The following is a 13,194-nucleotide window of genomic DNA, read 5'->3' on the forward strand; positions in this document are numbered from 1 at the left end:
AGGATTGGCGGCGTGCCAGCGGACGCCGAGGTTGAACCGGGAACGCTCCTGGTCGCCGCACCCACGATGTTCGACCCGAACTTCAAGCGGACCGTGGTCTTCGTCATCGACCACCGCGACGAGGGCACGCTCGGCGTGGTCCTGAACCGCCCGAGCGACGTCCCCGTGCACGACGTTCTGCCCAACTGGGGTGGCCACGTGGCGGAGCCGCAGTCGGTGTTCGTCGGCGGTCCGGTGGAGAAGAAAACGGCTCTGTGCCTGGCCGCGCTGCGCACGGGCGAGACGGCGGCGAGCGTGCCCGGCGTGATCGCCGTGCGCGGGCCGGTGGCGCTCGTGGACCTCGACACGGACCCGGAAGCGCTCGTGCCGAAGGTGCGCGGCGTACGCGTCTTCGCCGGCTACGCGGGTTGGGACTCCGGGCAGCTGGCGGGTGAGATCGAGCGCGACGACTGGGTCATCGTGCCCGCGTTGCCGAGCGACATCCTGGCGTCGCCCAACCGCGACCTCTGGGGTCAGGTGCTGCGCCGCCAGGGCGTGCCGATCGCGTTGCTGGCCACCCACCCGGGCGACCTGCAGCGGAACTAGCTGTCGGCCTTCTGGAACACGCCGCAGCCACCCGAGCCGCACGCGCAGCCGGCGCAGCCCGCAGGGGCGGCCGGAGCCGGGGCGGGCACGGTCAGCGCGGCGCGGGCGCCGAGCACCCCGCCACCCACGACCAGCACCAGCATGCCCAGCACACCAACGAAAGCTGCGGCGATGATCCCGGCCGTGGTGCCGGTGGCGATGCCGGCCAGCCCGGCGATCACGCCGACGGCGCCGCCCGCGAGCGTCGGCACGCTCGCCACGCGGTTGGCCAGTTTGAAGGCGGCGTCACTGCGCAGCGAAGCCGCCGTGCGGACACCGGTACCGCTTTCGCGGGTCAGCCGTTCGCGGAAGCCGAGGAAGCCACCCCAGCCGACGACGAGACCCAGCACGATCGGGACGAGCGCGATAGCGAACACCCCCTGAGGATAAGCGTGACCTCGCGGCAACGTGGTGGATACCCTCGTCCGTTGTGCTACACGCCATGTCTTCGTCCAAGCGACGCCGCATGCTCACCGCTGCCCTGATCGGGGCACTGCCCCTGTCCTTGCTCGCCGCCCCGCCGGCGAACGCTGCGGAGAGTCACGCCCGCCCCATCCGCCTCATCGGCGAACAGATCGTGCCCAACGCCCTTCAGTTCCAGGGCACCACCGTCGGCGGCCTGTCGTCGATCGACTTCGACCCGCGCACCGGCGGTTACGCGTTCATCTGCGACGACCGCTCCGCGATCAACCCCGCCCGCTTCTACACGGCGAAGTTCTCCCTCGACGCGCACCACCTCGGCCCGGTGACCTTCACCGGCACGAAGCCGCTGCTGCGTCCCGACGGCACGCCGTACCCGCCGCTCGCGCAGAACAACCCGACAGCGCCGCAGAACGAGCAGACGATCGACCCCGAAGAGCTGCGCGTGGACCCGTGGACCGGGGACTACCTGTGGTCGCAGGAAGGCGAGCGCACCGCCACGACGCTGATCGACCCGTCGATCCGGGAGGCGAGCCGCACCGGCAAGTACGTGCGTGACCTGCCGATCCCGGCCGACGAGAAGATGACGCCCGACGCCGGGCCGCGCCAGAACCTGGTGCTCGAAGGCCTCACCTACGCGGGCCTCGGCTCCGTCGTCGCCAGCGAGGTCGAAAGCCCGCTGCTGCAGGACGGTCCCCTGCCGACCCCGGAGGCGGGCGGGCTTTCGCGGATCACGCTGCAGTCGCGTTTCGGCCCGGTGTTCGCGCAGTACGCGTACCCACAGGAGCCGGTGTTCGCGCAGTCCGTGCCGCCCACCGCGCTCGGCAGCAACGGGGTGTCCTCGATGCTCGCCGTCAACTCGGTCGACCCGACGCGCTACCTGATGATGGAGCGCGCGTTCGTACCCGGCGTGGGTAACAAGGTGCGCATCTACGAGATCGACACGAAGGGTGCGACGAACGTCCTGAACGTGAAGTCGCTCGCCGACGCGAAGCACGTGAAGCCGGTGAAGAAGAAGCTCCTGCTGGACGTCGCCGACTTCAAGCTGTCCACGGTGGACAACATCGAAGGCATGACCTGGGGCCCGACGCTGCCGAACGGCGAACGCAGCCTCGTGCTCGTCAGCGACAACAACTTCTCCGCGAGCCAGGTGACGCAGGTCATCGCTTTGGCGGTCCCTTCAGAACAGCTTTGACCACCACGTGCTGTTGCTGATGGTTACCAATCCGGCCACAGTCACGGCGGAAACCGTTACTTACGAGGTCACGTCCGGTCGGCGTCCGCCTGCTTTTGGCCGGATTGGTAACATGACCTCATGAACACGGCTCGGCTGCTCCTTGGCCTGCCGCGCTGACTCGGCCAACCCTTGGCCCGGCCGGCGCGGCGACCCCTCATGCCTTCGGGCTTGAGGGGTCGAGTTGTTTCTGGAGTGGTCCGATCACGGAGGAAGACGGCGATGACAGAGTCCACGGCGCCCACCCCGACCACGGGTGACGGCGCTCCCGGCGCCGAGAACACCCCGCCGCACCGCTACACCGCGGAGCTCGCGGGGCAGATCGAGCGCCGCTGGCAGGACTACTGGTCCGACCACGGCACCTACCACGCGCCGAACCCGACGGGCGCGCTGGCGGTCGAGGGTGAGCAGGTGCCGTCGGACAAGCTGTTCGTGCAGGACATGTTCCCGTACCCGTCCGGCTCGGGCCTGCACGTGGGGCACCCGCTGGGCTACATCGGCACGGACGTGTACGCGCGCTACCACCGCATGATCGGCCGCAACGTGCTGCACACGCTGGGGTACGACGCCTTCGGCCTGCCGGCCGAGCAGTACGCGGTGCAGACCGGCACGCACCCGCGCACGACCACCGAGGCGAACATCGCCACGATGCGCAGCCAGCTGAAGCGCCTGGGCCTGGGCCACGACGAGCGCCGGTCGATCGAGACGATCGACCCGGCCTACTACAAGTGGACCCAGTGGATCTTCCTGCAGATCTTCAACTCCTACTACGACGACGAGGCGGGCAAGGCGCGCCCGATCGAGCACCTGGAGAAGGCCTACGCCTCGGGTGAGCGCGCGACGCCGGACGGGCGCGCGTGGAGCGAGCTGAGCGACGTCGAGCGCCGCAAGGTCATCGACGACCACCGCCTGGTCTACATCTCCGAGGCGCCGGTGAACTGGGCGCCCGGCCTGGGCACGGTCGTCGCCAACGAAGAGGTGACCGCCGACGGGCGCAGCGACCGGGGCAACTTCCCCGTGTTCCGCAAGAACCTGCGCCAGTGGATGATGCGGATCACCGCGTACTCCGATCGTCTGGTCGACGACCTGGACCTGCTGGACTGGCCCGAGAAGGTCAAGTCCATGCAGCGCAACTGGGTCGGGCGCTCGCAGGGCGCGCGGGTCGCGTTCAAGGCCGGCGACGAGAAGATCGAGGTCTTCACGACCCGGCCCGACACGCTGTTCGGCGCCACCTACATGGTGCTGGCGCCCGAGCACCCGCTGGTCGACAAGCTGACGCCGGCCGAGTGGCCCGGCGAGCACCCGCAGGCGTGGACCGGCGGCGCGAAGACCCCGGCCGACGCCGTCGCGGAGTACCGCCTGGCGACGTCGCGCAAGTCCGATCTGGACCGGCAGGAGAACAAGGAGAAGACCGGCGTCTTCACCGGCGCGTATGCCGTGAACCCGGTCAACGGCAAGGAAATCCCGGTTTTCATCGGCGACTACGTGCTGATGGGCTACGGCACCGGCGCGATCATGGCCGTGCCGGCGCAGGACCAGCGCGACTACGACTTCGCGAAGAAGTTCGAGCTGGAGATCATCCGCACGGTCGACCCGGGCGAGGGTTTCGACGGCGAGGCGTTCACCGGCGAGGGCGCGGCGATCAACTCGGCCAACGACACCGTCTCGCTGGACGGCATGGGCGTGGCCGACGCGAAGAAGACGATCATCGCGTGGCTGGAGGAGAACGGCCACGGCGAGGGCACCGTGCAGTACAAGCTGCGCGACTGGCTGTTCGCCCGCCAGCGCTACTGGGGTGAGCCGTTCCCGATCGTCTACGACGAGAGCGGGCTGCCGATCGCGCTGCCCGAGGACCAGCTGCCCGTGGTGCTGCCGGAGGTCGACGACTACTCGCCGAAGACCTTCGACCCGGACGACGCCGACTCCGAGCCGTCGCCGCCGCTGTCGCGCGCGACCGACTGGGTCGAGGTCACCCTGGACCTGGGCGACGGGCCGAAGAAGTACCGCCGCGACACCAACGTGATGCCGCAGTGGGCGGGTTCGTGCTGGTACCAGCTGCGTTACGTCGACCCGGACAGCCCCGACGTGTTCTGCGCGCCGGAGAACGAGGCCTACTGGATGGGCCCGCGCCCGGCCGAGCACGGCGTCGACGACCCGGGCGGCGTCGACCTGTACGTCGGCGGCGTCGAGCACGCGGTGCTGCACCTGCTGTACTCGCGCTTCTGGCACAAGGTGCTGTACGACCTGGGCCACGTCTCGTCGAAGGAGCCGTACCGGCGCCTGTTCAACCAGGGCTACATCGAGGCGTACGCCTACACGGACAAGCGCGGCGTGCACGTGCCGGCCGACGAGGTCGTGGAGCGCGACGGCAAGTTCTTCCTGGGTGACGAGGAGGTCACCCAGGAGTACGGGAAGATGGGCAAGAGCCTGAAGAACGCCGTGACGCCCGACGAGATGTCGGACACCTACGGCGCCGACACCTTCCGCGTGTACGAGATGTCCATGGGCCCGCTGGACATGTCGCGTCCCTGGGCGACCAAGGACGTCGTCGGCGCGCACCGCTTCCTGCAGCGCCTGTGGCGCCTGCTGATCGACGAGCAGACCGGCGAGCTGCGCGTGACCGCCGACGACCCGTCGGAGACCGACCGCAAGCTGCTGCACCGCACCATCGCCGGCGTCCGCGAGGACTACGCGGAGATGCGCTTCAACACCGCGGGCGCGAAGCTGATCGAGCTGAACAACCACCTGACCAAGGTGTACGGCTCGGCCGCGGGCACGCCGCGCGAGGTGGCGGAGCCGCTGGTGCTGCTGCTGGCCCCGCTGGCCCCGCACGTCGCCGAGGAGCTGTGGCACCGCATGGGCCACGTCGACTCCCTGGTCCACGGCCCCTTCCCGGTCGTCGACGAGAAGTACCTGGTCGAGGACTCGGTGGAGTACCCGATCCAGGTCAACGGCAAGGTCCGCGCCCGCGTGACCGTGCCGGCCGACGCCGCTTCCGACGCCGTGCAGGCCGCGGCCCTGGCTGAGGAGAAGGTCGCCGCCCTGGTGGGCGACAAGACGCCCCGCAAGGTGATCGTGGTCCCGGGGCGGCTGGTCAACATCGTGCTGTGAACCGGCGGCTTGAATCAGCGTGGTGAATTCGTGCGTTCCGGCCCGGGTCTCGTGCCCGGGCCGGTAACGTGCTCGCCGTGCGTAGTCGATCGCTCACCGTTCTGCCGCTGCTGGCGCTGACCCTCGCTCTGACCGGCTGTGCCGTGGCGCCCGGTCCGGCCCCGGGCAAGCCGGCGCCGACCCTGCCCGCCGACTCGATCGCCTACGACCAGCTGCCGACGGTGATCACCCGGCCCAACGTGTTCCCCGACAGCTGCACCCAGTTCGAGCGCAACCCGGCGCTGCTCTCCGCACTCGGTGCCACCAGCCCGCCGACGTTCGACCCGAACGTCAAGGCCTGCGACATCAGCTCGGCCGATGGGCTACTCGTCGTTCATACGGACGCCGCCGACAGCCGCCAATCCGACCCGTGGCAGTCCGCCTGGATGTCCGAGTCGGGGTTGAGCAGCCACTTCCGCCGAGAAATCCTGCTCGGGCGTTACTACGCCGTGACTTCGGCCGGGATTAACGGCTGCTCTCTCATCGTGAACACCGGCTCCGCGGAGCCGGTGGCGTTCGACACCTTCCACCAAGGCGGCGCGGACGACTCGTCCATCGACGGTTATCGCCGCACCGCCGAGAAGTACTGCCCGCCGCTGCGCAAAATGGCGGGCGAGTACCTCGCCGCAGTCGACCCCGGCGGCGGCTCCCTCGTCCGCTAGGCGGATTCCCGTCGCGCAGCGCGGGTAACTCCGAGCGCCGTGACCCCGAGCCAGAGCACCAGCGATGTGGCCAGCGCGATCGGGCCGTGCGTCGACAGCCCACCGAGCTGTCGCGAGGGTTCGACCGGATCGACCCAGCCTGCGAAGTCCTGGTTGGCCTGCACGATCACGAACAGGATCGAGATCAGGCAGTAGGCGGCGATCGCGCCCGCGGTGTTCGGGATCAGCCACGCGATCGAGACGGCCAGCAGGGTCATGAGGAACGACCCGAGCAGACACACGCCGATCGTGGTGCCCACCCGGATCGTCAGCAGGTTCTCGGCGTCGTGGTCGTCGAGCACACCAGCGAAGTAAGTGAAGGTCATCAGGATGTGCAGGCCGGCCACGAGCACCCAGGCACCGGCTGCGATCGCGCCCTGGGCCAGCACGTACCTCAGCCGGGAGGGCTGCGCGAGCAGGGTGGGCTGGGCGCTGCGGTAGTGCCACTCACTCGCGATGAGCTTCACCAGGGCGACGTCCACGAGGATCGCCGCCAACCGAATGGTGGTCACCACGGTCCCCAGCTGTTTGCGCATGGTCACCGGGTTGAACGGGTCGACCATGAACAGGATCGACAGCAGCACCACCGCGATAGGGCCGGCGACCAGCAGGATCTTGTCAGCCGGCGTGGCGGTGAACTTCCGCAGCTCGACACCCACCACCGTGCCGAATGAAGCGCGCTTCGCCGCACCGGTGGCCCACGCCGGCTGCTGTTGCTGTGTAGCCGTCTGCATCGGGATCATCGCGGACCTCCCGTGAGGCGGAAGAAGAGCTCTTCCAGGTTCTGCTGTTCCTCGGCCAGCCCGAGCACCCGCACCTGCGCGCCGAACGCGATCTCCGAGACGCGCTCCGTCTGGGCGGCGACGGACAGCGCGTCGGGGCCGGTCTGGCGGACGTCGAGGCCAGCGCGTTGCAGGGCAGTGCCGAGTTTGGGCACGTCGTTGGTGCGCACGACCGTCCGCGCGGGGCCGGCGAAGCTGGTGAGCGGACCGTCGGCGACGACGCGGCCGTGGCCGATCATCACGATGCGGTCGGCCGTCTGGTCCACTTCGGACAGTACGTGGCTGGACAGCAGCACGGTGCCGCCGCGTTGGGCGTAACCGCGCAGAAGCTGTCGTGTGGAGCGGATTCCTTCGGGGTCGAGGCCGTTGATGGGCTCGTCGAGGATGAGCACGGGCGGGTCGGCCAGCAGCGCGTGCGCGAGTCCGAGGCGCTGGCGCATGCCGAGGCTGTACTTGCCGATGCGCCGGTTCGCCGCGTCGCTGAGCCCGACCTGCGCGAGCACCTGGTCGGCGCGTGAACTGGGCAGCCGCATGAGTTTGGCGCCGTTCACGAGGTGGTGGCGTCCCGTGCGGCCGGGGTGCACGGCGGCCGCGTCGAGCAGCACGCCCGCGACGTGTCCCGGGTTGGGCCAGTCCCCGAACCGCCGCCCGGCGATCGTCGCCGTGCCCGCGGTGGGGCGCGTCAGGCCGCAGATCATGCGCAGCGTGGTCGACTTCCCGGCGCCGTTCGGCCCGAGGAACGCGGTGACGGTGCCGGGCTGCAACGCGAACGACACGTTCTCCACCACCCGGCGCCCGTCGTAGTCCTTCACCAGCCCCTGGACGTGCAGCAACCCCCGGCCCTCCCCTTCAAGATCCGAAGGTGAGTTTGTCACAACCCGTGTCCGTCCGTGCACGAAACCGAACATGCGGGGTTCGGCGACGGACGGCCGAGCACCTCGGTGAGGGCGGGCGCGTGGTCACTGTCGGTCGACGGCGGCCACGCGGCCTAGCCGGCGTACAACCCCACGTCACGGGCCAGGTCGGTGAGGATGGCCTCGAAGAGGATGTCCGGCTTCGACACGGGGATCGGGTAGTTGCCGAACACCTCGAGCGTCACGTGGCCGTAGAGGCGGGCCCAGAACTGGATCATCAGGTACGTCAGCCCGAGGTCCAGCTTCTCGGGCGCGATCGCGCGGCCCGACTCGCCGAGCACGGCGAGCAGCTCGCTCTGGAACGCGGTGAGGTCGTCGCGCAGTTCGGGCGGGACGACGTCGTTCGGCGGCATCACCAGGTCGTGCGTGGCGAGGACCTGGCCGGCGGCGGCGAGGAAGATGCGGCCGAACGGCTCGTCGAGGCGGTGCAGCGCGCTGCCCGCGGTGGTGCCGACGCCGCCCGTGGGCGACGCGAACACCAGCGTGAACTCCTTGGTGTGCGTGAGCGCCCAGCGGCGGAAGCCTTTGCAGATGGCGAACAGCTGCGCCATGCCGTCTTCGGGCAGCACGGCGACGTCCTCGGCCAACTCGGCGGCGAGGTCGGCGATCACGTCGAGACGCAGGTTCTCGACCAGGTCGTCGCGCGATTCGTAGTAGCGGTACAGGGCCGGCGCGGTGATGCCCAGCTCCCGGGCGATCGCCCGGAGCGTCACGGCGTCCGGACCCTGTTCGACCAGCAGTCTCCGGGCGGTCCGGCGGATGTCCTGCTCGGTAGCCGCTCGCGCGCGGCCCCTTCGCGTGGGGCTGCTCATCCGGACATTCTAGGTGGTCGGCACCGTTGTTCCCGTAACAACGCGGCCGGAGAGCAGCCGGGCCTGCAGATCGGTGAGCGGACGCAGCACCCACATGGCCACCACGACCATGCCCAGCGCGCACCAGAAGTGCACGAGCCAGGCCCCCACGAGCGACGGCCCGCCCCACGATTCGTAGGCGGTCGCGGGGTCCCAGAACAGGCCGTAAGTTGCGATCCGCCACACCAGAAACCCGATGAGCAGGGAAAACGGGATGGCCACCACGCTCACCCCGGTGGCGGCCAGGTAGCGAGGGGTCCCTTCGCGCGGCGGGACGTCGAGGAGCCGTTCGGCGAGCAGCTGCCGGGTGCGTCTGCCGCCGAAGCACGCGGGCAGGGCGAGGAGGGCGTAGAGCACCCGTTTCCAGTCCGAGATTTTCATGCGATCGACGCTAGGGACCGTTGAGCTGCGAAAACACCCGGCCGTCCGCCGAACGGGGTAGGGAAACCCCGACCGCGTTCTGTCACACTTCGTCCGAGATGGACGAAATCACGACGGTCACTTACCCCGCGCCCGTCCCGCCGGATGAGGTGCGGCTGGCGACGTTGCTGCTCCTGGTTCCCGGGCTCCTGATCGCGGGCTTCGGCGGCCTCCTCATGGCGGCGAGCCGCGGCGGCCTGTACGTGGGTTCCGTGATCGCCCTGGTCGGACTCGTGTTGCTGGGCTGCATCCCCATCGGGCGGCGCGGCATGCGCAAGGAGCGGCTGAGCGTCGAGGTCGCCCCGCGCGGTCTGCGGTTGCCCGTCCGCGACGCGCGGCTCGTGCTGCCGTGGGAGGACTTCAGCGCGGTCGTGCTGGTCGAGAAGCACAACCGGGTCGAGGTGTACCTGGCGCCGGCTCCCGCTGCCGAGGATCGGCTGGTCAAGCGCTTCAGCCGCCGCGGACCCCACGGCTTCGTCCTGTCGACGCGGTTCGAACCCGGCGAGGCGCACCGGCTGGCGGCCGCGGTCGAGACGGTGCGGCCGGGGCTGGTGCGGTGGCCGTCGCTGGAGGTGCGGCGCGGCGGGTTCGGCCCGCAGCGCGTGGCGACGACCGTGGTGCGGTGGTCTTCGGTGAAGCCGGTGCCGGAGGCCGGCGAGAGCGTGAAGGTGCGTGCGAGCAAGGCTTCGGGCGCGCGGCAAGCGGCGATCGGGGGCACGGTGGCGTTGTTCGTGGCGGTGCTCGTCGTGCGGCTGTGGCTGCCGGTCACGGTGCCCGGGCTGATCGCGGTCGCGGTGTGCGCCGGCGCGCTGGTCTGGACCCGCCACCGCGGCACGCGGGGCGTGTTCACTGTGGACGGCCTTGGCGTCACGTGGATACCTCGGCACGCCAACGGGGTCGTGGTGCGACGCGAAGAGATTTCCGCCCTGACGGCCGAGGCGGGCGGCGTCGTGCGCGTGCTGTCGCGCGACGGCAACGACTTCGTGCTCGCTTCGGACGTTTCGATGCCGGCCGCGCGGACCGTGGCCGCGCTGGTCGGGGCGCCGCCGACGCCGATCACTCGGGGGGCTACGTGATCGGCGCCGGCGACCCGATGCCCTCTCCGGTGCGCTTCCGGTCGGGGCAACGCCACTGGCTCAAGGACAGTGACGCTCCACAAGAGCGGAACCCGTGTCAGAAGTGACGCCTGGGGGACATGGATCCCCCGATCGAGTGACGGGCAGCCGCTGCTCGCCTGATTGTCGCACTGGGCGCCGGATAAGTTACAAAAACCTTCACTTTTGCGCACGGACGGTGGGTGACCTGTGCCCGGGCGCACCCGTGGCAAGGTGTCGACCATGTGCGCAGCCGTGCTGGTGGTGGGTTCCGCCAACGCCGACCTCGTCGTCCCCGTCGACCGCCGCCCGGCCGGCGGCGAGACCGTTCTGGGCGGCGACACCGTCCTGTCGCCGGGTGGCAAGGGCGCGAACACGGCCGTCGCGGCGGGCCGGCTGGGTGCGGATGTGGCTCTGCTGGGCGCCGTGGGATCGGACCCGTACGGCGCGTTGTTGCGGGATTCCCTGGCGGGCGCGGGAGTCTCGACGGCGTTTCTGCGCGTCGTCGACCGCCCGACCGGGATCGCGTACATCACCGTCACCCCGGACGGGGAGAACTCGATCCTGGTCTCACCGGGTGCGAACTCGGCGTTGACGCCCGCGGACATCACGCCCGAGGCTCTCGCCGGGGCCGCCGTGGTGGTCCTGTCGCTGGAAGTCCCGCTGCCGACCGTGGAGCACGCCGTCCGACGCGCGTCCGACGCCGGCGCGAAGGTGCTGCTCAACCTCTCACCCGCCGCCCGGTTGTCCCCTTCGACCCTGGCCGCGGTCGACGTTCTGCTGGTCAACGAACACGAAGCCGCCTACCTCCTCGGCTCGGCCGACGCCGATCCCCGCAAGCTGCTCGACCTGGGCCCGCGCGCCGCCGTCGTCACACTGGGCGCGAAGGGCGCCGCCGTGGTGACCCCTGACGGCGTCACGGAAGTCCCTTCGCCGCCCGTCACCGCCGTCGATACCACCGGCGCGGGCGACGCCTTCGCCGGCGCCCTCGCCGCCTCCCTGGCCGAGGGCACCACCCTCCCCGACGCCGCCCGCCGCGCCGCGCGCGTGGCCGCACTCAGCGTGACTCGCGCGGGTGCACAGCCCTCCTACCCGACGCTCGACGATCTGGAATGACCCAGGGGCGGGCTGACAACCGGAGGACGGGGGTTGCCTTGCGCGAGTGAGGGGACGACCGTCGCAGGGATGAAGCGAGGTGAGGAGGTGGCGAAGGTGCAGCAGAGCCAGGAGCGCCGGCAAGTGTGGCCAACGCCAAGGCCGACGCCGCGAGCCATCCACGGCCATCTGAGCTATGGTCTAGACCATGTCTGAGAGCCAGTCCGCCACCGGCATGACCCTGAGCGGTGTCGCGGTGAGTCCGGGGCGTGCGAGCGGTCCTGTGGTGCGTGTTGCCGAGCCGTTGGGGGAGCCCGCGAGCACGCCGGCGCCGGCTGATGCGGCCGTGGAGGCCGCCCGGATCGAGCCTGCGGCGCAGGCGGTTGCCGCGCGGTTGGAGGCGCAGGCCGAGAGTGCGACGGGTGAGGCGGCGACGATCCTCATCACGACTGCCGCGATGGCGGCCGACCCGGCGTTGGCCACGCAGGCGCGGCAGCTGGTGACGGCGCAGAACCTGCCCGCGGCGCGCGCCGTCTACCAGGCCGCCGAGGGGTTCGCCGAGGCCTTGGCCGCGGCCGGCGGCTACATGGCCGAGCGGGTGCGCGACGTGCGGGACGTGCGCGACCGGCTGGTGGCCGAGTTGCTCGGCGTCGCGCCGCCGGGGGTGCCGGAGTTGGCGGCGCCCAGCGTGCTGGTCGCCCGCGACCTGGCGCCCGCCGACACCGCCGGGCTGGATCCGGCGAAGGTGCTCGCCCTGGTCACCGAGGAGGGCGGGCCCACGAGTCACACGGCGATCCTCGCTCGCGCCCTCGGGATTCCGGCCGTGGTGGCCGTGAGGGGGATCCTCGACCTCGGCGCGGAGGCGCTGGCCGTCGACGGCGACACGGGCCTCGTCCAACCGGCCGACCCGAACGCGCCCGTCGTCGCCGCCGTCGCGCAGGGGCCGGCCGAGTGGAACGGCACGGGCGCGACCGCGGACGGGCACGTCGTCAAGGTCTACGGCAACGTCGGCTCGCCGGCCGACGCGCAGGCGGCCGCGGACGCGGGTGCGGAGGGCGTCGGCCTGTTCCGCACCGAGTTCAGCTTCCTCGACGCCCCGGCGGAGCCGTCCGTCGACGAGCAGCGCAAGGCGTACGCGGCGGTGCTGGCGCCGTTCGGCGGCAAGCCGGTGATCGTGCGGACCCTCGACGCCGGCGCCGACAAGCCACTCGCCTTCCTCAACCCCGACGACGAGCCCAACCCCGCCCTCGGCGTGCGCGGCCTGCGCGTGGCGTTCGACCGGCCCGACGTGCTCGACCGCCAGCTCGAGGCCATCGCGGGCGCGGCCCAGGATTCGGGCGCCATCGTCTCCGTGATGGCCCCGATGGTCGCGACGGCCGAGGAAGCCGCCTGGTTCGCCGAGCGCGTGCGCGCGGCGGGCATCGAGCGCGCGGGCGTGATGATCGAGATCCCGGCTGCGGCGCTGTCCGCGCGGGAGATCCTGGACGTCGTCGACTTCGTCTCGGTGGGCACGAACGACCTCGCCCAGTACACGTTCGCGGCCGACCGCCAGCTCGGCGCCGTCGCGAAGCTGAACGATCCGTGGCAGCCCGCGTTGCTGCGGCTGCTCAAGCTGATCGGCGACGCGGCGAAGGCGACGGGCAAGCCCGCCGGCGTCTGCGGCGAAGCGGCGGCAGACCCGCGGCTCGCCGTGGTGCTCGCGGGCCTGGGCCTCACGAGCCTGTCGATGAACGCGGCGGCCGTGCGGGCCGTCGGCGCGTCGCTGGCCACGGTCACGCTGGCCGAGGCGGAAGTGAAAGCAACCAACGCCCTGGCCAGCGCCGATCCGGTCGCGGCGCGCGCGGCGGCGAACTGAAAAAGACGGAGCCGGACCCGGCCGACGGATGGAAAACCGGGTCCGGCACCGCTT

At 70.8% G+C, this 13,194-nt stretch carries 12 protein-coding genes; 7 read left to right on the plus strand and 5 right to left on the minus strand.

The genetic code is table 11. The features are described 5' to 3' along the window. The first annotated feature begins 3 nt into the window (after positions 1-3). Positions 4-585, plus strand: a complete 582-nt coding sequence (locus ACFY1H_RS01975) for a YqgE/AlgH family protein (RefSeq protein ID WP_285974395.1) — start codon at positions 4-6, stop codon at positions 583-585. Here ACFY1H_RS01975 and ACFY1H_RS01980 read toward each other — a convergent pair. After that, on the minus strand, positions 582-1,001 hold the full coding sequence (locus ACFY1H_RS01980) for an SdpI family protein (protein ID WP_366587774.1): 420 nt from the start codon (positions 999-1,001) through the stop codon (positions 582-584). The genes ACFY1H_RS01975 and ACFY1H_RS01980 overlap by 4 nt on opposite strands. Positions 1,002-1,066: 65 nt before the next feature. On the opposite strand from ACFY1H_RS01980, the gene ACFY1H_RS01985 reads away from it, so the two are divergent. From ACFY1H_RS01985 to ACFY1H_RS01995, 3 genes are all read left to right on the plus strand, one after another. Next, on the plus strand, positions 1,067-2,239 hold the full coding sequence (locus ACFY1H_RS01985; RefSeq protein ID WP_386943945.1) for an esterase-like activity of phytase family protein: 1,173 nt from the start codon (positions 1,067-1,069) through the stop codon (positions 2,237-2,239). 261 nt (positions 2,240-2,500) lie between these two features. After that, on the plus strand, positions 2,501-5,389 hold the full coding sequence (gene leuS, locus ACFY1H_RS01990; RefSeq protein WP_386943947.1) for a leucine--tRNA ligase: 2,889 nt from the start codon (positions 2,501-2,503) through the stop codon (positions 5,387-5,389). A gap of 77 nt (positions 5,390-5,466) precedes the next feature. Then, positions 5,467-6,090 carry a hypothetical protein gene (locus ACFY1H_RS01995; protein WP_386943949.1) on the plus strand — a complete coding sequence of 208 codons (624 nt, stop codon included), beginning with the start codon at positions 5,467-5,469 and terminating at the stop codon, positions 6,088-6,090. Here ACFY1H_RS01995 and ACFY1H_RS02000 read toward each other — a convergent pair. The 4 genes from ACFY1H_RS02000 to ACFY1H_RS02015 all read right to left on the minus strand — a co-directional run bounded on the left by ACFY1H_RS02000 (position 6,087) and on the right by ACFY1H_RS02015 (position 9,057). After that, a complete protein-coding gene (locus ACFY1H_RS02000) occupies positions 6,087-6,872 on the minus strand; it encodes a hypothetical protein (protein ID WP_386943951.1) in 786 nt (261 codons plus the stop codon). The genes ACFY1H_RS01995 and ACFY1H_RS02000 overlap by 4 nt on opposite strands. Further along, on the minus strand, positions 6,869-7,744 hold the full coding sequence (locus ACFY1H_RS02005) for an ATP-binding cassette domain-containing protein (protein WP_366587764.1): 876 nt from the start codon (positions 7,742-7,744) through the stop codon (positions 6,869-6,871). The genes ACFY1H_RS02000 and ACFY1H_RS02005 overlap by 4 nt, the downstream gene beginning before the upstream one ends. Positions 7,745-7,899: 155 nt before the next feature. Further along, positions 7,900-8,637: a TetR/AcrR family transcriptional regulator gene (locus ACFY1H_RS02010; protein ID WP_366587762.1), complete on the minus strand. Its 738-nt coding sequence runs from the start codon at positions 8,635-8,637 to the stop codon at positions 7,900-7,902. 9 nt (positions 8,638-8,646) lie between these two features. After that, positions 8,647-9,057, minus strand: a complete 411-nt coding sequence (locus tag ACFY1H_RS02015) for a hypothetical protein (RefSeq protein ID WP_366587759.1) — start codon at positions 9,055-9,057, stop codon at positions 8,647-8,649. Positions 9,058-9,155: 98 nt separating this feature from the next. On the opposite strand from ACFY1H_RS02015, the gene ACFY1H_RS02020 reads away from it, so the two are divergent. The 3 genes from ACFY1H_RS02020 to ptsP all read left to right on the plus strand — a co-directional run bounded on the left by ACFY1H_RS02020 (position 9,156) and on the right by ptsP (position 13,140). Beyond that, the gene (locus ACFY1H_RS02020) at positions 9,156-10,172 is read left to right on the plus strand and encodes a hypothetical protein (protein WP_366587757.1); all 1,017 of its coding nucleotides are present in this window, start codon (positions 9,156-9,158) and stop codon (positions 10,170-10,172) included. Between the two features lie 261 nt (positions 10,173-10,433). Further along, positions 10,434-11,306: a ribokinase gene (locus ACFY1H_RS02025; RefSeq protein ID WP_386943954.1), complete on the plus strand. Its 873-nt coding sequence runs from the start codon at positions 10,434-10,436 to the stop codon at positions 11,304-11,306. A gap of 187 nt (positions 11,307-11,493) precedes the next feature. Next, positions 11,494-13,140 (plus strand): phosphoenolpyruvate--protein phosphotransferase, encoded by a 1,647-nt coding sequence (gene ptsP, locus ACFY1H_RS02030; RefSeq protein ID WP_386943956.1) that lies wholly within the window; start codon positions 11,494-11,496, stop codon positions 13,138-13,140. The last annotated feature ends 54 nt before the right edge of the window (positions 13,141-13,194 follow it).

The organism is Amycolatopsis sp. NPDC001319, from assembly GCF_042896185.1.
In the GTDB taxonomy this organism is placed as follows: domain Bacteria; phylum Actinomycetota; class Actinomycetes; order Mycobacteriales; family Pseudonocardiaceae; genus Amycolatopsis.

Coding starts and splice junctions, on each gene's coding strand:
- ACFY1H_RS02000 (WP_386943951.1), bottom strand. CDS start 6,872: ATGATCCCGATGCAGACGGCTACACAGCAACAGCAGCCGGCGTGGGCC.
- ACFY1H_RS02010 (WP_366587762.1), bottom strand. CDS start 8,637: ATGAGCAGCCCCACGCGAAGGGGCCGCGCGCGAGCGGCTACCGAGCAG.
- ACFY1H_RS02020 (WP_366587757.1), top strand. CDS start 9,156: ATGGACGAAATCACGACGGTCACTTACCCCGCGCCCGTCCCGCCGGAT.
- ACFY1H_RS01985 (WP_386943945.1), top strand. CDS start 1,067: ATGTCTTCGTCCAAGCGACGCCGCATGCTCACCGCTGCCCTGATCGGG.
- ACFY1H_RS02025 (WP_386943954.1), top strand. CDS start 10,434: ATGTGCGCAGCCGTGCTGGTGGTGGGTTCCGCCAACGCCGACCTCGTC.
- leuS (WP_386943947.1), top strand. CDS start 2,501: ATGACAGAGTCCACGGCGCCCACCCCGACCACGGGTGACGGCGCTCCC.
- ACFY1H_RS02015 (WP_366587759.1), bottom strand. CDS start 9,057: ATGAAAATCTCGGACTGGAAACGGGTGCTCTACGCCCTCCTCGCCCTG.
- ptsP (WP_386943956.1), top strand. CDS start 11,494: ATGTCTGAGAGCCAGTCCGCCACCGGCATGACCCTGAGCGGTGTCGCG.